The sequence below is a fragment of the Amorphus sp. MBR-141 genome (genome assembly GCF_053628695.1).
On the sequence record NZ_JBRJGW010000006.1, the window covers coordinates 13,842 to 27,500 of the forward strand.

Annotated in this window: 13 protein-coding genes (1 of these 13 cut by a window edge); 8 read left to right on the forward strand and 5 right to left on the reverse strand. The window is 68.6% G+C overall.

Annotation, left to right across the window (positions count from 1 at the left end; genetic code table 11):
* Nucleotides 1-8 precede the first annotated feature (8 nt).
* The 4 genes from ACSSVZ_RS09705 to ACSSVZ_RS09720 form a co-directional block, all read right to left on the reverse strand.
* Entirely contained in the window at nucleotides 9-2,111 is a 2,103-nt protein-coding gene (locus ACSSVZ_RS09705) for a molybdopterin cofactor-binding domain-containing protein (protein ID WP_453969622.1), read from the reverse strand.
* Nucleotides 2,108-2,599 carry a (2Fe-2S)-binding protein gene (locus tag ACSSVZ_RS09710; protein WP_453969623.1) on the reverse strand — a complete coding sequence of 164 codons (492 nt, stop codon included), beginning with the start codon at nucleotides 2,597-2,599 and terminating at the stop codon, nucleotides 2,108-2,110. Before ACSSVZ_RS09710 ends, ACSSVZ_RS09705 begins: the two co-directional genes overlap by 4 nt.
* Nucleotides 2,600-2,663: 64 nt before the next feature.
* Entirely contained in the window at nucleotides 2,664-3,392 is a 729-nt protein-coding gene (locus ACSSVZ_RS09715) for a sulfite exporter TauE/SafE family protein (protein ID WP_453969624.1), read from the reverse strand.
* A gap of 17 nt (nucleotides 3,393-3,409) precedes the next feature.
* Nucleotides 3,410-4,147, reverse strand: coding sequence for an FCD domain-containing protein (locus tag ACSSVZ_RS09720; RefSeq protein WP_453969625.1), 738 nt, complete (start codon nucleotides 4,145-4,147; stop codon nucleotides 3,410-3,412).
* A gap of 237 nt (nucleotides 4,148-4,384) precedes the next feature.
* Between ACSSVZ_RS09720 and ACSSVZ_RS09725 the strand changes: the two genes are divergently transcribed.
* The 8 genes from ACSSVZ_RS09725 (at nucleotide 4,385) to ACSSVZ_RS09760 (ending at nucleotide 12,863) form a co-directional block, all read left to right on the forward strand.
* A complete protein-coding gene (locus ACSSVZ_RS09725) occupies nucleotides 4,385-5,251 on the forward strand; it encodes a fumarylacetoacetate hydrolase family protein (protein ID WP_453969626.1) in 867 nt (288 codons plus the stop codon).
* Nucleotides 5,252-5,364: 113 nt separating this feature from the next.
* Nucleotides 5,365-6,372 (forward strand): TRAP transporter substrate-binding protein DctP, encoded by a 1,008-nt coding sequence (gene dctP / locus ACSSVZ_RS09730; protein WP_453969627.1) that lies wholly within the window; start codon nucleotides 5,365-5,367, stop codon nucleotides 6,370-6,372.
* Nucleotides 6,373-6,436: 64 nt separating this feature from the next.
* Nucleotides 6,437-6,946 (forward strand): TRAP transporter small permease, encoded by a 510-nt coding sequence (locus ACSSVZ_RS09735; RefSeq protein WP_453969628.1) that lies wholly within the window; start codon nucleotides 6,437-6,439, stop codon nucleotides 6,944-6,946.
* Nucleotides 6,947-8,257 carry a TRAP transporter large permease gene (locus ACSSVZ_RS09740; protein ID WP_453969629.1) on the forward strand — a complete coding sequence of 437 codons (1,311 nt, stop codon included), beginning with the start codon at nucleotides 6,947-6,949 and terminating at the stop codon, nucleotides 8,255-8,257. It abuts the gene before it with no gap.
* Between the two features lie 53 nt (nucleotides 8,258-8,310).
* Entirely contained in the window at nucleotides 8,311-9,288 is a 978-nt protein-coding gene (locus ACSSVZ_RS09745) for an aldo/keto reductase (RefSeq protein ID WP_453969630.1), read from the forward strand.
* A 135-nt stretch (nucleotides 9,289-9,423) separates the two neighbouring features.
* Nucleotides 9,424-9,849 carry a lasso peptide biosynthesis B2 protein gene (locus tag ACSSVZ_RS09750; RefSeq protein ID WP_453969631.1) on the forward strand — a complete coding sequence of 142 codons (426 nt, stop codon included), beginning with the start codon at nucleotides 9,424-9,426 and terminating at the stop codon, nucleotides 9,847-9,849.
* A 76-nt stretch (nucleotides 9,850-9,925) separates the two neighbouring features.
* A complete protein-coding gene (locus ACSSVZ_RS09755) occupies nucleotides 9,926-11,626 on the forward strand; it encodes an ABC transporter ATP-binding protein (protein ID WP_453969632.1) in 1,701 nt (566 codons plus the stop codon).
* Nucleotides 11,627-11,636: 10 nt separating this feature from the next.
* Entirely contained in the window at nucleotides 11,637-12,863 is a 1,227-nt protein-coding gene (locus tag ACSSVZ_RS09760) for a nucleotidyltransferase family protein (protein ID WP_453969633.1), read from the forward strand.
* A 27-nt stretch (nucleotides 12,864-12,890) separates the two neighbouring features.
* On the opposite strand, the gene ACSSVZ_RS09765 is transcribed toward ACSSVZ_RS09760, so the two are convergent.
* On the reverse strand, nucleotides 12,891-13,659 hold the 3' portion of the coding sequence (locus tag ACSSVZ_RS09765; RefSeq protein ID WP_453969634.1) for an amidase. The gene runs 626 nt beyond the window's last position; 769 of the gene's 1,395 nt are visible here — the last part of the coding sequence; its start codon lies off the right edge, out of view; the stop codon is at nucleotides 12,891-12,893.

A 13,659-nucleotide genomic window follows, 5' to 3' on the forward strand; every position in this document is an offset into this window, starting at 1 on the left:
TCACCTCTTCAGGACAGGGCGGCGACGATCGCGTCGCGGGTCAGCGGAAGGTCGCGGGCACGGGCGCCGAGGGCGCGGAACACGGCATTGCCGAGCGCCGCCGACATCGGCCCCTGGGCCGCCTCGGCACAGCCGAGCGGCGGCTCCTCCGGGCGCGCGAGCACCCGCACGGACACCCGCGGCACCTCCGAGAAGGTCAGGATCGGATAGTCGAGCCAGGTTTCGGTCGCCACCGCAGCCCCATCGAAGCGGATCGCCTCCTTCAGCGCCCAGCTGGTGGCCTGCAGGATGCCGCCCTCGGTCTGGTTGACGATGCCGTCCGGGTTGATCGCCTCGCCGGGGTCGATGGCGGCGAACACGTCGGTGACCCGGACGCCTTCCTCCACCTCGACGCGCGCCGCGATCGCGCAGTAGGCGGCAGTGTTCTTGTAGCGCGCGTAGCCGATGCCCCAGCCGGCACCCTCGCCGCCCTCCGCCGCGAAAGCCGGCCCGACATCGGCGGCCACCGCCTCGATGACGGCGCGGGCGCGCGGATCGTCGAGATGGGCGAGGCGGAAGCGGATCGGGTCCTCGCCCAGGTCGGCGGCGATGTCGTCCATCAGGGTTTCGATGGCGTAGACGTTGAGGTGCCCGCCGAGCGCGCGCAGCGACGACGTGCGGTAGGGCACGGCGTGGACGATCCGCTTGGCGACCTTCAGGTTGGGGATGGCATAGCCCGGCACCGCGTTGCGGTCTGCGCCGCCGCCGTTGGCCAGCGGAATGTCGGCGGAGCGCGCCGGCGGCAGCGGCCGCTGGAGGTAGGCCGCCGCGCGCAGGTTCGGCGAGCCGTTGCGGCCAGGGCGGTTGCCGTGCGGCGCGCTGTTGGCCACGACGTCCATCGCGGCGATGCGCCCGTCGCCGCCCACCACCGCGCGGACGCGGGTGACCATGCCGGCACCCAGCGGCGCGTTGCGGAATTCGTCGGACCGCGCCCAGACCACGAGCACCGGACGCCCCGGCACCGCGCGTGCCATCAGCGCCGCGTCGAGCGCCACATCGTCGGCGCCGTTGTGGCCGTAGCAGCCGGAGCCGGGATGGTGGATCACGTCGATGTCGGTGTCGGGGACCTGAAACACCAGCGCCAGCGCCTCGCGCAGGGGATAGGCCCCCTGGGAATGCGACCACACGGTCAGATGACCGTCGCGCCACTCCGCCAGCGCCGCCGAGGGGCCGATCGGCGCGTGGCTCAGATACTGGCGCGACACCGCCGTCTCATAGACTTGGCCCGCCATGCCCGCGGGATCCTCGCCCACCGAATGGACCACCTCGACGGCCTCGTCCGAGGCGCCGATCGCCGCCACCGGATCCGGCGGGACGCTCACGTCCGTCGACCACTCGGCCCGGTTCGCCGCCCATCGCGCCGCCAGAATCGCCTGGTACTCGGTCTCGGCCACCACGCCGACGAACGAGCCGTCGCGCACCACCGCGACGACGCCCGGCCGCGCCTTCAGGCCGTCGAGGTCGAGGGAGACGAGCCGGGACGACATCGCCGGCGGATGAACCGGGCGGCCGTGCAGGAGCCCGTCCCGCTCCAGATCGTGCACGAAGGGATGGCCGGTGACGCGCTCGGCGATGTCGATGCGCGGAAGGGACGTTCCGGCAACGCGCCTCGCCTCCGGCGGCTTCGGCGCGGCGTGATCCAGGACCGGCACGTCGAGGTCGGCCGTTTCGGCGAGCCGCCAGAGATCGAGCTCGGCGTCGAGCCCGTCGCGCAGCACCGCGCCGTCGACGATGGAGAGCGCGGCCACGTCCTGTTGGAGCAGCTTGGCCGCCTCGGCCAGCAGCACGTGCCGGGCGGCGGAGGCGGCAAAGCGGATCGCCATGCCGCCCTGCACGATCGACATGCTGCCGGAGGTGAACCCCTCGTTGGGCGTGCGGGTGGTGTCGGCGCCGGTGATGGCGACGGCGGCCGGATCCACGTCGAGTTCGTCGGCGGCGATCTGGGCAAGTGCCGTCATGTTGCCCTGGCCGAGTTCGACGCGGCCGGACAGGACCGTCAGGCGCCGGCCGGGCGAAAGGCGCACCCAGTCGGTGATGAGCGGGGCACCGGCAAGCGGCGGAGGGATCTTCATCGCGCGGCCTCCGCCATCCGCGCCGCTGCGGATTCAACCGCGTCGAGGATGCGATGGTGGGTGCCGCAGCGGCACAGGTTGCCATCGAGCGCCTCGGCGATCTCCTTGCGGCTCGGCCGGGGTGTCCGGTCGAGAAATGCCTTGCTCGCCATGACGATGCCGGGCAGGCAGTAGCCGCACTGGACCGCCTGCCGGCCGATCACCTCCTCGATGAGCGGATGGCGCGGCTCCTGGGCGGCCAGGCCCTCGATGGTCTCGATCCGCCGACCGGCGGCGACCGATACCGGCACGTCGCAGGAAAATTCGGCCTTGCCGTCGATCACGACGGTGCAGGCGCCGCAGAGGCCGGCGCCGCAGCCGTAGCGCGCACCCCTGGCGCCGAGCATGCCGCGCAGCACGTAGAGCAGCGGCGTGTCGGCATCGACCCGCACCTCCACGTCCACCCCGTTGAGCGTCAGGCCAACGGCTTCAACTGCGTCCATAGCCATGGTCGTCTCCCCTTTGTCTGTTCGTTCGCAACCCGCCCGTCCGTCGATCGATCCTGCATGTCCCTCAGCTCAGCAGGAAGAAGGCCGTCAGAACCAGCCCCAGCGAAGCTACGACGACGCGCAGCAGCCAGTCCGGCACCCTGCGGATGACGTGGCCGCCGGCGAAGCCGCCGATGAGACCGCCGACCAGCACCAGCGGCGCGGCGAGCAGGTCGACATAGCCCGACATCAGGAGCGGCACGACGGCGACGGTGTTGATGCAGACGGCGAAGAGGTTCTTGCGCGCGTTGGCCTGGTGGAGCTGGCCGCCGAAGGTGGCCGCCAGCACGGCCAGCAGCATGAAGCCCATGCCGGCCCCGAAATAGCCGCCGTAGAAGCCGACGGCGAGCATCAGACCCGCCGCGATCAGCGTGATGGAGCGCTGGGGCAGCAGGGTCTGCACGATCGTGGCAAGGCGCTTGCCGAGCAGGATCGCCGTGACCGCGACGATCAGCAGGAACGGCACCGCCGTCAGAAATGCCTTCTCCGGCGAGTTCACCAGAACCAGCGCGCCGCAGAGCGCACCGACCAGCGCCGGCACCAGGATGAAGACGAGCCGCCTCCAGTCAGCGACGAGTTCGCGGCGATACTGCCAGGCCGGCGGCAGGGTGGCGGGCCAGAGCGCCACGGTTCCGGTCGCGTTGGCGGCGAGCGGCGACAGGCCGGTGGCCAGAAGCAGCGGAAAGACGAACAGCTTCGCGCCGCCCGCCGCCGTGTTGACGATGCCGCCGGCCACGCCGACGGCGAGGTACATGAGGATATCCTGAAGCATCAGCGGCGCGCCGGTGCCTTGCGCGGAGCGGGCATCGCGACGTCGAGGTTCGTGGCGGTGAGCTCGAAGTGGCGCCGCGTCAGGTCGCAGGCGGCCGCGACGTCGCGCGAAAGCACTGCCTCGGCAATGGCCGCGTGCTCTCCGGCGAGGTCCCGCTCGCCGCGGTTGCGGTGCACCGAGGCCCGGCGATAGCGCTCGCACAGATCCTGAAGCGTATCCCGGCTGTGCAGCAGCCAGCGGGACCCGCAGGCATCGACCATCGCCGTATGGAAGGCCGCGTTGGCGCGCTCCCAGCTGTCGGCGACGGTGGCGTCACGCGCCAGCAGGTCGTCCTGCTTTTTCATGGTGTAGCTGGCCGCCACCACTCCTGCTTCCCAGGCCCCGTCGCCCTTGGCGATGGACAGCCTGAGGGCGGCGATCTCCACCTCCGTCCGGGCGATGTTGAGGTCGCGGAACTCGTTGGGGTCGAGCGGCGCGACGGTGAAGCCGCGGTTGCCTTCGCTCAGAACCAGCTGTTCGGCGTTGAGCTTCTGCAGCGCCTCGCGGATGGGAGTCGGCCCGATCTCATAGATCTGCTTGAGCTTTTCGATCCGCAGGCGCTCGCCCGGCGGGCGCACGCCGCGGATGATGTCGCTGCGGATGGCGCGATAGGCGACCTGGGTGAGGGTCTCCGAGCCGTCGCGGAGATGCGCGGCCGGCTGCAGGTCGTCCTTCGTCTGCGACGACGCATTCACCACGTTTGACGTCCCTTTCTCGCTCGGCGCGGATCCTAGAGCATTTCCCGTCCGGATCGAAACGGTCCGACCCGGACGGATGCTCAAGACATTGAGTCCAGAGCTGTTTCGTATCGATCGGACGTGCCGGAGACCGGAGGAGCTGTACCTGGCCCAGGCCACAGGCGCCTCTTCCGATTTGACACGCCGTTTTCGATATGTATTGCATTATTATCGAGAGAAATGGATGTTGTCGATATTATGAAGCTGGTGACATGTGAATTCGACGGCGGGATGATCGCCGGCTACGTGGACGGGACGGACGTCGTGGTCTGTTCGGAAGGGGCGGACGCGGGCTACGCGGTGCGCGGTCTCATCGAGGCCGGGGCCGGCACGAAGGCCTGGTCGGAGGCGAACGGACGCCGCGTTCCGCTCTCCCAGGTGCGGATCGTGGCGCCCATCCCGACGCCGCTGCGGGACATCTTCTGCGTCGGCAAGAATTATCACGAGCACGCCGAGGAGTTTCACTCCAGCGGCTTCGATTCCAGCGGCAAGGAAGCCTCGCCGAAGGCGCCGATCATCTTCACCAAGGCGACCACCAGCGTGGTCGGGCCGGGCGATGTGGTGCGTGGATCGCTCGATCCGACGGGTACCGTCGACTACGAGGGCGAGCTTGGGCTGATCATCGGCACGAAGGCGTTCCAGGTCGCCAAGGCCGACGCCTACGACGTGGTCTTCGGCTACGTGATCATCAACGACGTGACGTCGCGGGAATTGCAGCGCAAGCACAATCAGTGGGTGATCGGCAAGGGGATCGACACCTTCTGCCCGATGGGCCCGTGGCTGGTCACCGCCGACGAGGTGGGCGACGTGACCCGGCTGGAGCTGACCACCACGGTGAACGGCGAGACGCGGCAGTCGGCCAGCGTCGCCGATCTCATCTTCGACATTCCGACGCTGATCGAGACCATCTCGGCGACCATGACGCTGCTGCCGGGCGACATCATCGCCACCGGTACGCCGGCCGGCGTCGGCATCGGCTTCACCCCACCGAAATATCTGGCGACGGGCGACACCATGAGCGTCGCCATCACCGGGCTGGGGGAACTGACGAACCCGGTCGGCTGACGCCCTGGCGTCGGCCAGGGATCATGCGGGACGCGCCGTTCGCGTCCCGCCAATCGCGCTCCGCGGCGACGGGGCAGACAAGACGATCAGACCACCAAACGGGAGGAAACAAAATGTCGATCCAGAAGACCCTGGCGAAACTTGCCGCCGTTGCCGTTGCAGGCACCTGCGCGGCCTCCATCGCATCGGCTGCCGAAGTCACCCTCAAGACCCAGACCGCGCTGCCCACCCAGCACGCGCTGTCCCAGAGCTACATCAAGCATTTCATCGAGCCGCTGAACGCGGCCGGCAAGGGCGTCGTGAAGGTCGACCTGCTCGGCGGTCCGGAGGTAACTCCCGCCGACCGCGCGCCGCAGGCGCTGCAGCGCGGCGTCATCGACATCCTGTTCATTCCGGCCGCCTACATCTCCGGCGTCGTGCCCCAGGCCCAGTCGATGATGCTGCAGACCGTCGGCGTCGAAGCGCTGCACGAGAACGGCGCATTCGACCTGTTCGCCGACATCTTCGACGATAAGCTCGACGCCCACTTCCTGGCCTGGTCGGAGACGGGTCCCGGATCGGGATATTACCTCTACACCACCAAGAAGCCGGCGATGAAGGACGGCGTCATCGATCTCAGCGGCATGTCGATGCGCACCACGGGTGCCTACCGGCCGATCGAGGAAGCGCTGAACGCAACCACCGTGCAGATCCCGTCCGGCGACGTGCCGACCGGGCTGGAACGCGGCGTCATCGACGGGTTCGGCTGGCCGACCGTGGGGCTCGCCTCCATCGGCCTCGCCAATTCGGTCAAGTACCGCATCGAGCCGTCCTTCTACCATCTCGCCAACGTGGTGCTGGTCTCCAACCGTGCCTGGGACGGTATGTCCGACGAGGCCAAGAAGATCCTCACCGATACGGCGCGGGCCTACGAACTGGCGTCGGTCCAGGAGATGATCGACCGCAACAAGGACGACATCGCGGCCGCCGACAAGGCGGGCGTCGAGGCCCTCGCCATGGAAGGGGCCGACGGCGAGAAATATCTCGCGATCGCCAACGATGCGATGTGGGCGCGGGTCACCGACAAGGTGGGCGACGAAGAGGCCAAGAAGCTCCGGTCGCTGCTCGACACGAAGAACTGACGGCCGGTCCCTAGCCCCCGCCGTCACCGTCCCTTTCGACCCCAACGCAAGGTAACCCGCTGCGATGTTCGTGCTCTGGCGGCTCTACAACGCCATCCTGATCGGCTGTGTCGTGCTGGCCGGCACGCTCATCGGAGCGGGGATCCTCCTTGTCGTTGTCGACGTGTCGATGCGGGCCCTGGGCTTCCAGCCCTTCGGCTTCACCGTCGCCTTCGTCGAATACGTGCTGCTCTACTTCGTGCTGCTGGCGGCCCCCTACCTGGTGCGGGAAAAGGGACACGTGACGGCCGAGGTCCTGTTCACCCAGCTGGGGCCGAAGTCGAAGCGCGTCTGCGAAAAGATCGTCTACTGCATCTGCATCGTGGTCTCGCTGATCTTCGCCTATGAGGGGGGACTGCTGTTCGACGAGGCCGTCCGCTACGGCTACGTCGACGAACGCTCGGTCGATGTCCCCTACTGGGCGCTCTACGTGCTGTTTCCGATCTGCTTCTCGATGATCGCGATCGAGTTCACCCGCTATCTGCTGGGCTTCGATTCCATGTACGTCCGCGACGCCGCCCCGGAGTCCATGTAGATGGAATGGTATTACGCCCTCGCCCTTTTGATCTTCATGGTCATCGGGTTCATGTTCTTCGCCGTGCCCGTCGCCTTCGCCTTCATGGTGACGAACATCATCGGCGCGCTGATCTTCATTGGCGGCCCTGGCTCGCTGCTGCAGGTGGTGGACAACTCCACCTCGCTGATCACCCGCTTCCAGCTGGCGCCGGTCCCGTTCTTCATCTTCATGGGGTCGCTGTTCTTCTATTCCGGACTGGCGATCCGCGTGTTCGACACGCTCGACACCTTCTTCGGCCGGATCCCCGGGCGGCTCTGCTACCTGACGGTCGCCGGCGGCACGATCTTCTCCACGCTGACCGGCTCGTCGATGGCCAACACAGCCATGCTGGGCTCGCTGATGGTGCCGGAGATGCAGCGCCGCGGCTATCACTGGCGGATGTCGCTCGGACCGATCCTCGGCACCGGCGGCCTCGCCATGATCATTCCGCCGTCGACGCTGGGCGTGCTGCTCGCCTCGCTGGCCGGCATCGACGTCGGCCGCTTCCTGATCGCCGGCATCATTCCGGGCCTGCTGCTGGCGATCTTCTTCACCATCCTCATCACCGTTCAGATCCGGGTGAACCCCAGCCTGACGCCGCGGTACGACATCGAGGAGGTACCGTGGCGCGACGGCCTGAAGCTCGCCCTCATCAACATCACCCCGATGGCGCTCGTCGTCTTCATGGTGATCGGCCTGATCATCTTCGGCATCGCCACGCCCACCGAATCCGCCGCCTTCGGCGTGCTCGGCGTGCTGATCCTCACCTTCGCGTTCCGCCTGTTCAGCCTCGAGGTGCTGAAGACCTCGATGCTGTCGACCATCAAGGTCAGCGGCATGGTGTTCTTCATCATCCTCAACTCCTCGATCTTCAGCCAGCTGCTCGCCTATTCGGGCGCGAGCTCCGGCATGCTCGCCTTCGCCACCTCGTTCGACGTGTCGCTGACGGTGGTGCTGGTGCTGATCTTCCTCTCGCTGCTGATCCTCGGCATGTTCATGGACCCAGTGTCGATCATGCTGATCACCATCCCGATCTTCTTCCCGCTGATCGTGGCGCTGGACATCAATCCGCTGTGGTTCGGCATCCTGATGCTGATCGCGCTGGAGATGAGCCAGACGACGCCGCCGTTCGGGCTGCTCTTGTTCGTCATGCTGGGGGTGGCGCCCAAGGGCACGACGCTGCGCCAGGTGGCGATCGCCGCGGCGCCGTTCCTCGGCTGCGACCTGGTGCTGATCGGGCTGATGGCGCTGTTCCCGGGGATCGTGTTGTTCCTGCCCGGCCTCATGTAGAATCGGATTTGATCGCCACGGACAGTACCGACATCCAACTGGGAGCGACGACCATGGAACGACGGATGCTTGGCGCGCTGGAGGTCTCGGCGATCGGGCTCGGCTGCATGAGCATGACCCAGATCTACGGGACCCCCGACGAAGGCGAGGCGATCGCCACCATCCACCGGGCGCTCGAGCACGGCATCGACCTGATCGACACCTCCGATGCCTATGGCGGCGGACAGAACGAGGAACTGGTCGGCCGCGCCTTGAAGGACCGCCGCGACAGGGCGGTGATCGCCAGCAAGTTCGGCAACGTCCGCCTGCCCGACGGCCGCCCCGGCGCCAAGGGCGATCCCGCCTTCGTGCGCCAGTCGTGCGAGGCGAGCCTCAGGCGCCTGGGGGTCGACACCATCGACCTCTATTACGTCCACCGCATCGACCCCGACGTGCCGATCGAGGACACCGTCGGCGCCCTCGCCGACCTCACGGGCGAAGGCAAGATCCGCCACATCGGCCTGTCGGAGGCGTCGCCGCAGACGCTGAAGCGGGCCCATGCCACGCACCCGGTCGCCGCCCTGCAGACGGAATACTCGCTGTGGACGCGCGATTGCGAGTCGGAGCTGCTGCCGCTGTGCGCCGAGCTGGGCATCGGATACGTCGCCTACTCGCCGCTGGGGCGCGGCTTCCTCACCGGCACCATCACCGGCCAAGACAGCCTGGAAGAGGGCGACCGGCGCCGCCAGCATCCGCGCTTCGCGGCGGAGAACCTGGCTCGGAACGTCAAGCTCCTGGAGACACTGTCGGACCTCGCGGCCACCGAATCCTGCACGCCGGCGCAGCTGGCACTGGCGTGGGTGGCGTCGCGCGGCAAGACCATCGTTCCATTGCCGGGCACCAAGCAGCGCAGGTGGCTCGACGAGAACGTGGCGGCCCTGTCGGTGTCGCCGTCGGCCGAGACGCTCGAGGCCCTGGACGCGGCGTTCCAGCCGGGCGTGGCCGCCGGCACCCGCTATCCCGCCGGACAGATGGCCAGCCTCGGCGTCTGACGGCGCCATGGGCGCCCGCAACGCGCGGACCTTCCTTCCCGCGCACATCCGCTTCGCTGCGCCCGAAAATCCGCTACACTCGGCGAAGGCCCGGCGGAACGCACCCCCGGCCGGACGCACGAAGGACGACGACGCGTGGCGACCCCGACATCCCTCTTTCTTCGCGGAGCGAAGGCGGCAGAGACCGTTCTCGCGCTGCTGATCGCCCAGGTGCTCGTATTCGGCCTTCCCTTTCGGGTGACGGCGCGCCTGTTTCATCTGCACAGGCCCGGCGAAGCGACGCAGACAGGCGCGACCGATCCCGTCGGAGCGATCATCGGGGTCCGGGTGAAGCGCGTCGCCAACCGGCTTCCCTGGAAAAGCACCTGCCTCGTCCGGGCGATCGCCGGTGCGCTGCTCCTGACACGCCGCGGGGTCGCATCGCACATCCGCTTCGGCGTGCGAAAGGAAAACGACCGGCTGGCGGCCCATGCGTGGCTGATGGTCGGGGACGCGACCGTGCTCGGCGGCGGTGACGAGATCCGAAGCTACGTGCCGATTGCCGATCTGGCCTCGTCCTGAGGGATTGGACCTCCGCGACCACGCGCCGCTGCCGCACATACGGAACCGCATGTATTCTCGCCGCCTCCCCGCTTCGTTGAAGCCACTCCTTGCGCGCTTCATCGGCGAGATCGGGCCGCGCCGCGTGGTCGCAGCGCTTTCGCTCTTCCTGCTGACCGCCCTGTTCGAGGCCATCAGCCTCTCGCTGGCGCTTCCGCTGCTGGGAGCTATCACCGGCCAGACGGCTATGCCGAACCGCATCGCCTCCGGATTGGGCGGGCTTCACCTGCCGACGACCACCGCCGCCCTGCTGGCCCTTCTCGCCGTCACGGGGATCCTACGGGCCCTGCTCGGAGCGCGGCAGGACATCGTGATGTCGCGCATGCAGCTCGCGTTCATCGAGACGCTGCGCATCCGGCTGGCGGCCGCGCTCTGCCATGCGGACTGGCCGTTTCTGGCCCGTCAGTCCCAGGGAGCGGCCACCACCGTGCTGGGATGGGAGATGGCCCGCCTGCAGCAGGGGACGCACTTCCTGCTGCGGATGCCGGTCATGGCGTTGCTGCTGGTTGCCCAGATGGCCGTGGCGCTGTGGATCTCCGTTCCCGCGACCCTCGCAGTCGTCGTGGCCGTCGGCCTGATCGCAGCGGTCGTGACCCGCGGCCGGATGAGCGCGGTGACCCACGGAGCCCGGCTCAGCCTCGCGCAATCCGACCTGTCCGAAGACATAGGCCGCTTCTTCGACACGCTGAAGATCGCCAAGGCGCATCAAGGCGAAGAATGGCGGATCCGTCAGTTCGCCCTTCGCATGGCCTCGCTTCGGGACACCCAGTTCGCCTACATGCGCGACACGGTCCGCCTGCGGCTCACCCTTCAGGTGGCGGCCGCAATCGTGATCGCACTGGTGATCCAGCTGACGCTGGCGACGGATCATCTTACCGGGCCCGAGGTTCTGGTGTTCGCCGGAGTGCTCCTCCGGGCCACCCCGATCGCCCAGCAGATCATGCAGGGCGCCGTTTCCATTTCCCATGCGCTTCCGGCCTACCAGGCCGTCGTCGACCTCACCGCGCAGGCCGAGGCCGCGGCCGATCCCGTCGTGGAGGCAGAAGCGCCTCCGCTGGAGGAGGCGATCCGCTGTCACGAGGTCAGGCTGCGCCACGGTCCCGACATGCCGATCGTTCTGGACGGACTGTCGCTGAGCCTGCCGAAGGGCACCATCAGCGTGTTGTGCGGTCCTTCTGGAAGCGGCAAGTCAACGCTCGCCGACGTGCTCGGCGGGCTGCTTCGTCCCTCATCCGGCCATCTGTCGATCGACGGGGAGATGCTGACCGAGGACACCACCCATGCCTGGCGCCGGCGCGTCGCCTACGTGCCGCAGGACGCGCTCCTCCATGCCGGGACCGTGCGGGAGAACCTTGTCTGGAACACCGGCGACGTGACCGACGATGCTCTGTGGGAGGCCCTGGGGCTGGCCGCCGCCGAGGACTTCGTCCGGCAGCTGCCGCAGGGTCTCGACGAGCCGCTCGGTCCGCGCGGCGGGCGCCTTTCGGGCGGCGAGCGCCAGCGGCTTTCGCTGGCCCGCGCCCTGGTGCGCCGGCCGCGCCTGCTGATCCTCGACGAACCCTCCAGCGCCCTCGACTCCGAGACGGAGCAGAAGCTCGCCACCACGGTCGCCGGCCTGCGGGGGCGCACGACCATCCTGGTCATCACCCACCGCGATCCGTGGACATGGTCGCCCGATTTGGTCCATCACCTGAGCCGGGGAAGGATTTCGTCGACCGAGATCGGGGCAACCCCGTGATGGCGAAACGATGAGGCTCCTGCACGACCCGCCCGGCGCGCTGCGCCCCGACCAGCGGCTCGCGCTCGCCTGCGCCTGCGCCTGCGATACCGCCATCATCGATGCGGCCGCAGCCGCGATCCCGGACGCGGACTGGCCCGAAGCCGCGCGCCTCTTCGATCACCACTTCCTGGCGCCGGTGATCCTGTCCCGGCTGCACGGCGCCCACGACCCGAACGTCGCCGCGCGCCTTGGGCCGCTCAAGCAGGCGGTCTCGGGGCGCCTGAAGCAGGCGCTCATGCTGCAGGCCACCATGCGCGCGCTGCGCGACGACCATCTGGTGCCGCTCGGCCTATCCTACGCCATGTTCAAGGGCCTCACGCTCGGGGCCCGCTACTACGGCTCCCCCAGCCTGAGGGTGGCGCGCGACATCGACGTCCTGGTCGCGCCATCCGATATCGAGCGGCTGCTGCGCAGCCTGATGAGTGCGGGCTACGACCTCATCGGGCGGCTGAGGGTCGATCGGGGCAGCGGCCAGCCCGTCGATCATGCGATCGCGATCGCGCATCTCTCCAAGGAGGTGGCGCTGGTCGCGCCTGGCGGCGTGATCGTCGAGATCCACCATCGGGTGGATGCCTCCGGAAATGCCTTTCCCACGGCAGACCTCCTCGCCCGCGCGGAGACGCTCGAGATCTGGAAGCGCCCATGGCCCGTCCTCTCCACGACGGACCTGTTCGTCTACATCTGCGCGCACCACGCCCAGCATCGCTGGTCCAGGCTGCATTGGGTGCTCGACCTGTCGATGATGATGCGGCACCCCTCGTTCGACGCCGACGCGGTCCGTCGCCACGCGGCGGAGAGCGGCTTCAGCCGCGTCGTCGAGGCCGCGATGTTACTGCCGGAGACGCTGTCGGCGATCGTCGAGGGCAGGCAGCCGTCGTCCCCGACGATGGCGTCCGCGTTCGCCGCCGACTGCCTGGCGCATCTCGATCCGACGCGCGCGCCCGAGCTGATCGCACGGGAAAACCGGGGCCTGGCCCTGCTCGCCGGCGCTGGCGAGGATCTACGCCGTCGCTGGCGGTTTCGCGATCGCTGGACCGCGCGCCTGGCGGCGCTGACGGCGCTGGCCGGCCCGCAGGTGGCCGACTACCAGGCCCTGCCGCTGCCGCCGCGCTTCCACGCGCTCTACTGGATCACCCGGCCGATCCGGCTCTGCGTCCGTGCACTCGGGCGCGCGTTTTCCCGGTTCCGTCCCTAGGCCGACCGTCCGGACCGACGGCCGCGGTCAGAGCTGCGGCAGCTCGATCGGATGCAGCGCCTCGAAGGCCGCCGACGCCGCGAGCACCTTGTCGTCCCGTCCCTTGGAGGCAACGATCTGCAGGCCGACCGGCAGCCCGGCAGCCGTCCGCCCGCACGGAATGGAGGCCGCCGGTTGCTGGGTCAGGTTGAAGGGGTAGGAGAACGGCGTCCACTCGGTCCAGCGCTCCATCCCCGACCCCGGCGGCACCTCAAGGCCGACGTCGAACGCGGGGATCGGCAGCGTCGGTGTCAGCAGCAGGTCCCACGTCTCGTGAAACGCGTTCATCCGCGCGCCGAGGGTCTCGCGCGCCTTGACGGCCGCGAGATAGTCCAGCAGTTGGATTTTGGCCCCTTCTGCCGCAACCGCGCGCAGGCCCGGGTCGATATGCTCCTGCTTCTCCGCCGGGATGCCGGCCAACAGATTGGCCGCGCCGGCGAACCAGTGTGCCCGGAAGATCGGTTCGCAGTCGGCGAACGGGGGATCGATCGTCTCCACGGTCGCACCGAATTCGGCAAACGCCGCCGCCGCCGCAGCCACCAGCGCTTCGACCTCGGGGTCCACCGTGCCGACACCGAAGCTCGGACAGAACGCCACGCGCCAGCCTCGGACCGAGGTCAGGCAGGCTCGGCGGAAGTCGGTTGCGTCGGCCGTCGCATACCAGTCACGCGGATCGGGCCGTCCCATCACCGACAGCATCAGCGCGGCGTCGCTGACCGTTCGGGTCAGCGGACCGATGTGGGCGACCGTCCCGAAC

Coding starts and splice junctions, on each gene's coding strand:
- ACSSVZ_RS09705 (WP_453969622.1), bottom strand. CDS start 2,111: ATGAAGATCCCTCCGCCGCTTGCCGGTGCCCCGCTCATCACCGACTGG.
- ACSSVZ_RS09710 (WP_453969623.1), bottom strand. CDS start 2,599: ATGGCTATGGACGCAGTTGAAGCCGTTGGCCTGACGCTCAACGGGGTG.
- ACSSVZ_RS09715 (WP_453969624.1), bottom strand. CDS start 3,392: ATGTACCTCGCCGTCGGCGTGGCCGGCGGCATCGTCAACACGGCGGCG.
- ACSSVZ_RS09725 (WP_453969626.1), top strand. CDS start 4,385: ATGAAGCTGGTGACATGTGAATTCGACGGCGGGATGATCGCCGGCTAC.
- dctP (WP_453969627.1), top strand. CDS start 5,365: ATGTCGATCCAGAAGACCCTGGCGAAACTTGCCGCCGTTGCCGTTGCA.
- ACSSVZ_RS09735 (WP_453969628.1), top strand. CDS start 6,437: ATGTTCGTGCTCTGGCGGCTCTACAACGCCATCCTGATCGGCTGTGTC.
- ACSSVZ_RS09740 (WP_453969629.1), top strand. CDS start 6,947: ATGGAATGGTATTACGCCCTCGCCCTTTTGATCTTCATGGTCATCGGG.
- ACSSVZ_RS09745 (WP_453969630.1), top strand. CDS start 8,311: ATGGAACGACGGATGCTTGGCGCGCTGGAGGTCTCGGCGATCGGGCTC.
- ACSSVZ_RS09760 (WP_453969633.1), top strand. CDS start 11,637: ATGAGGCTCCTGCACGACCCGCCCGGCGCGCTGCGCCCCGACCAGCGG.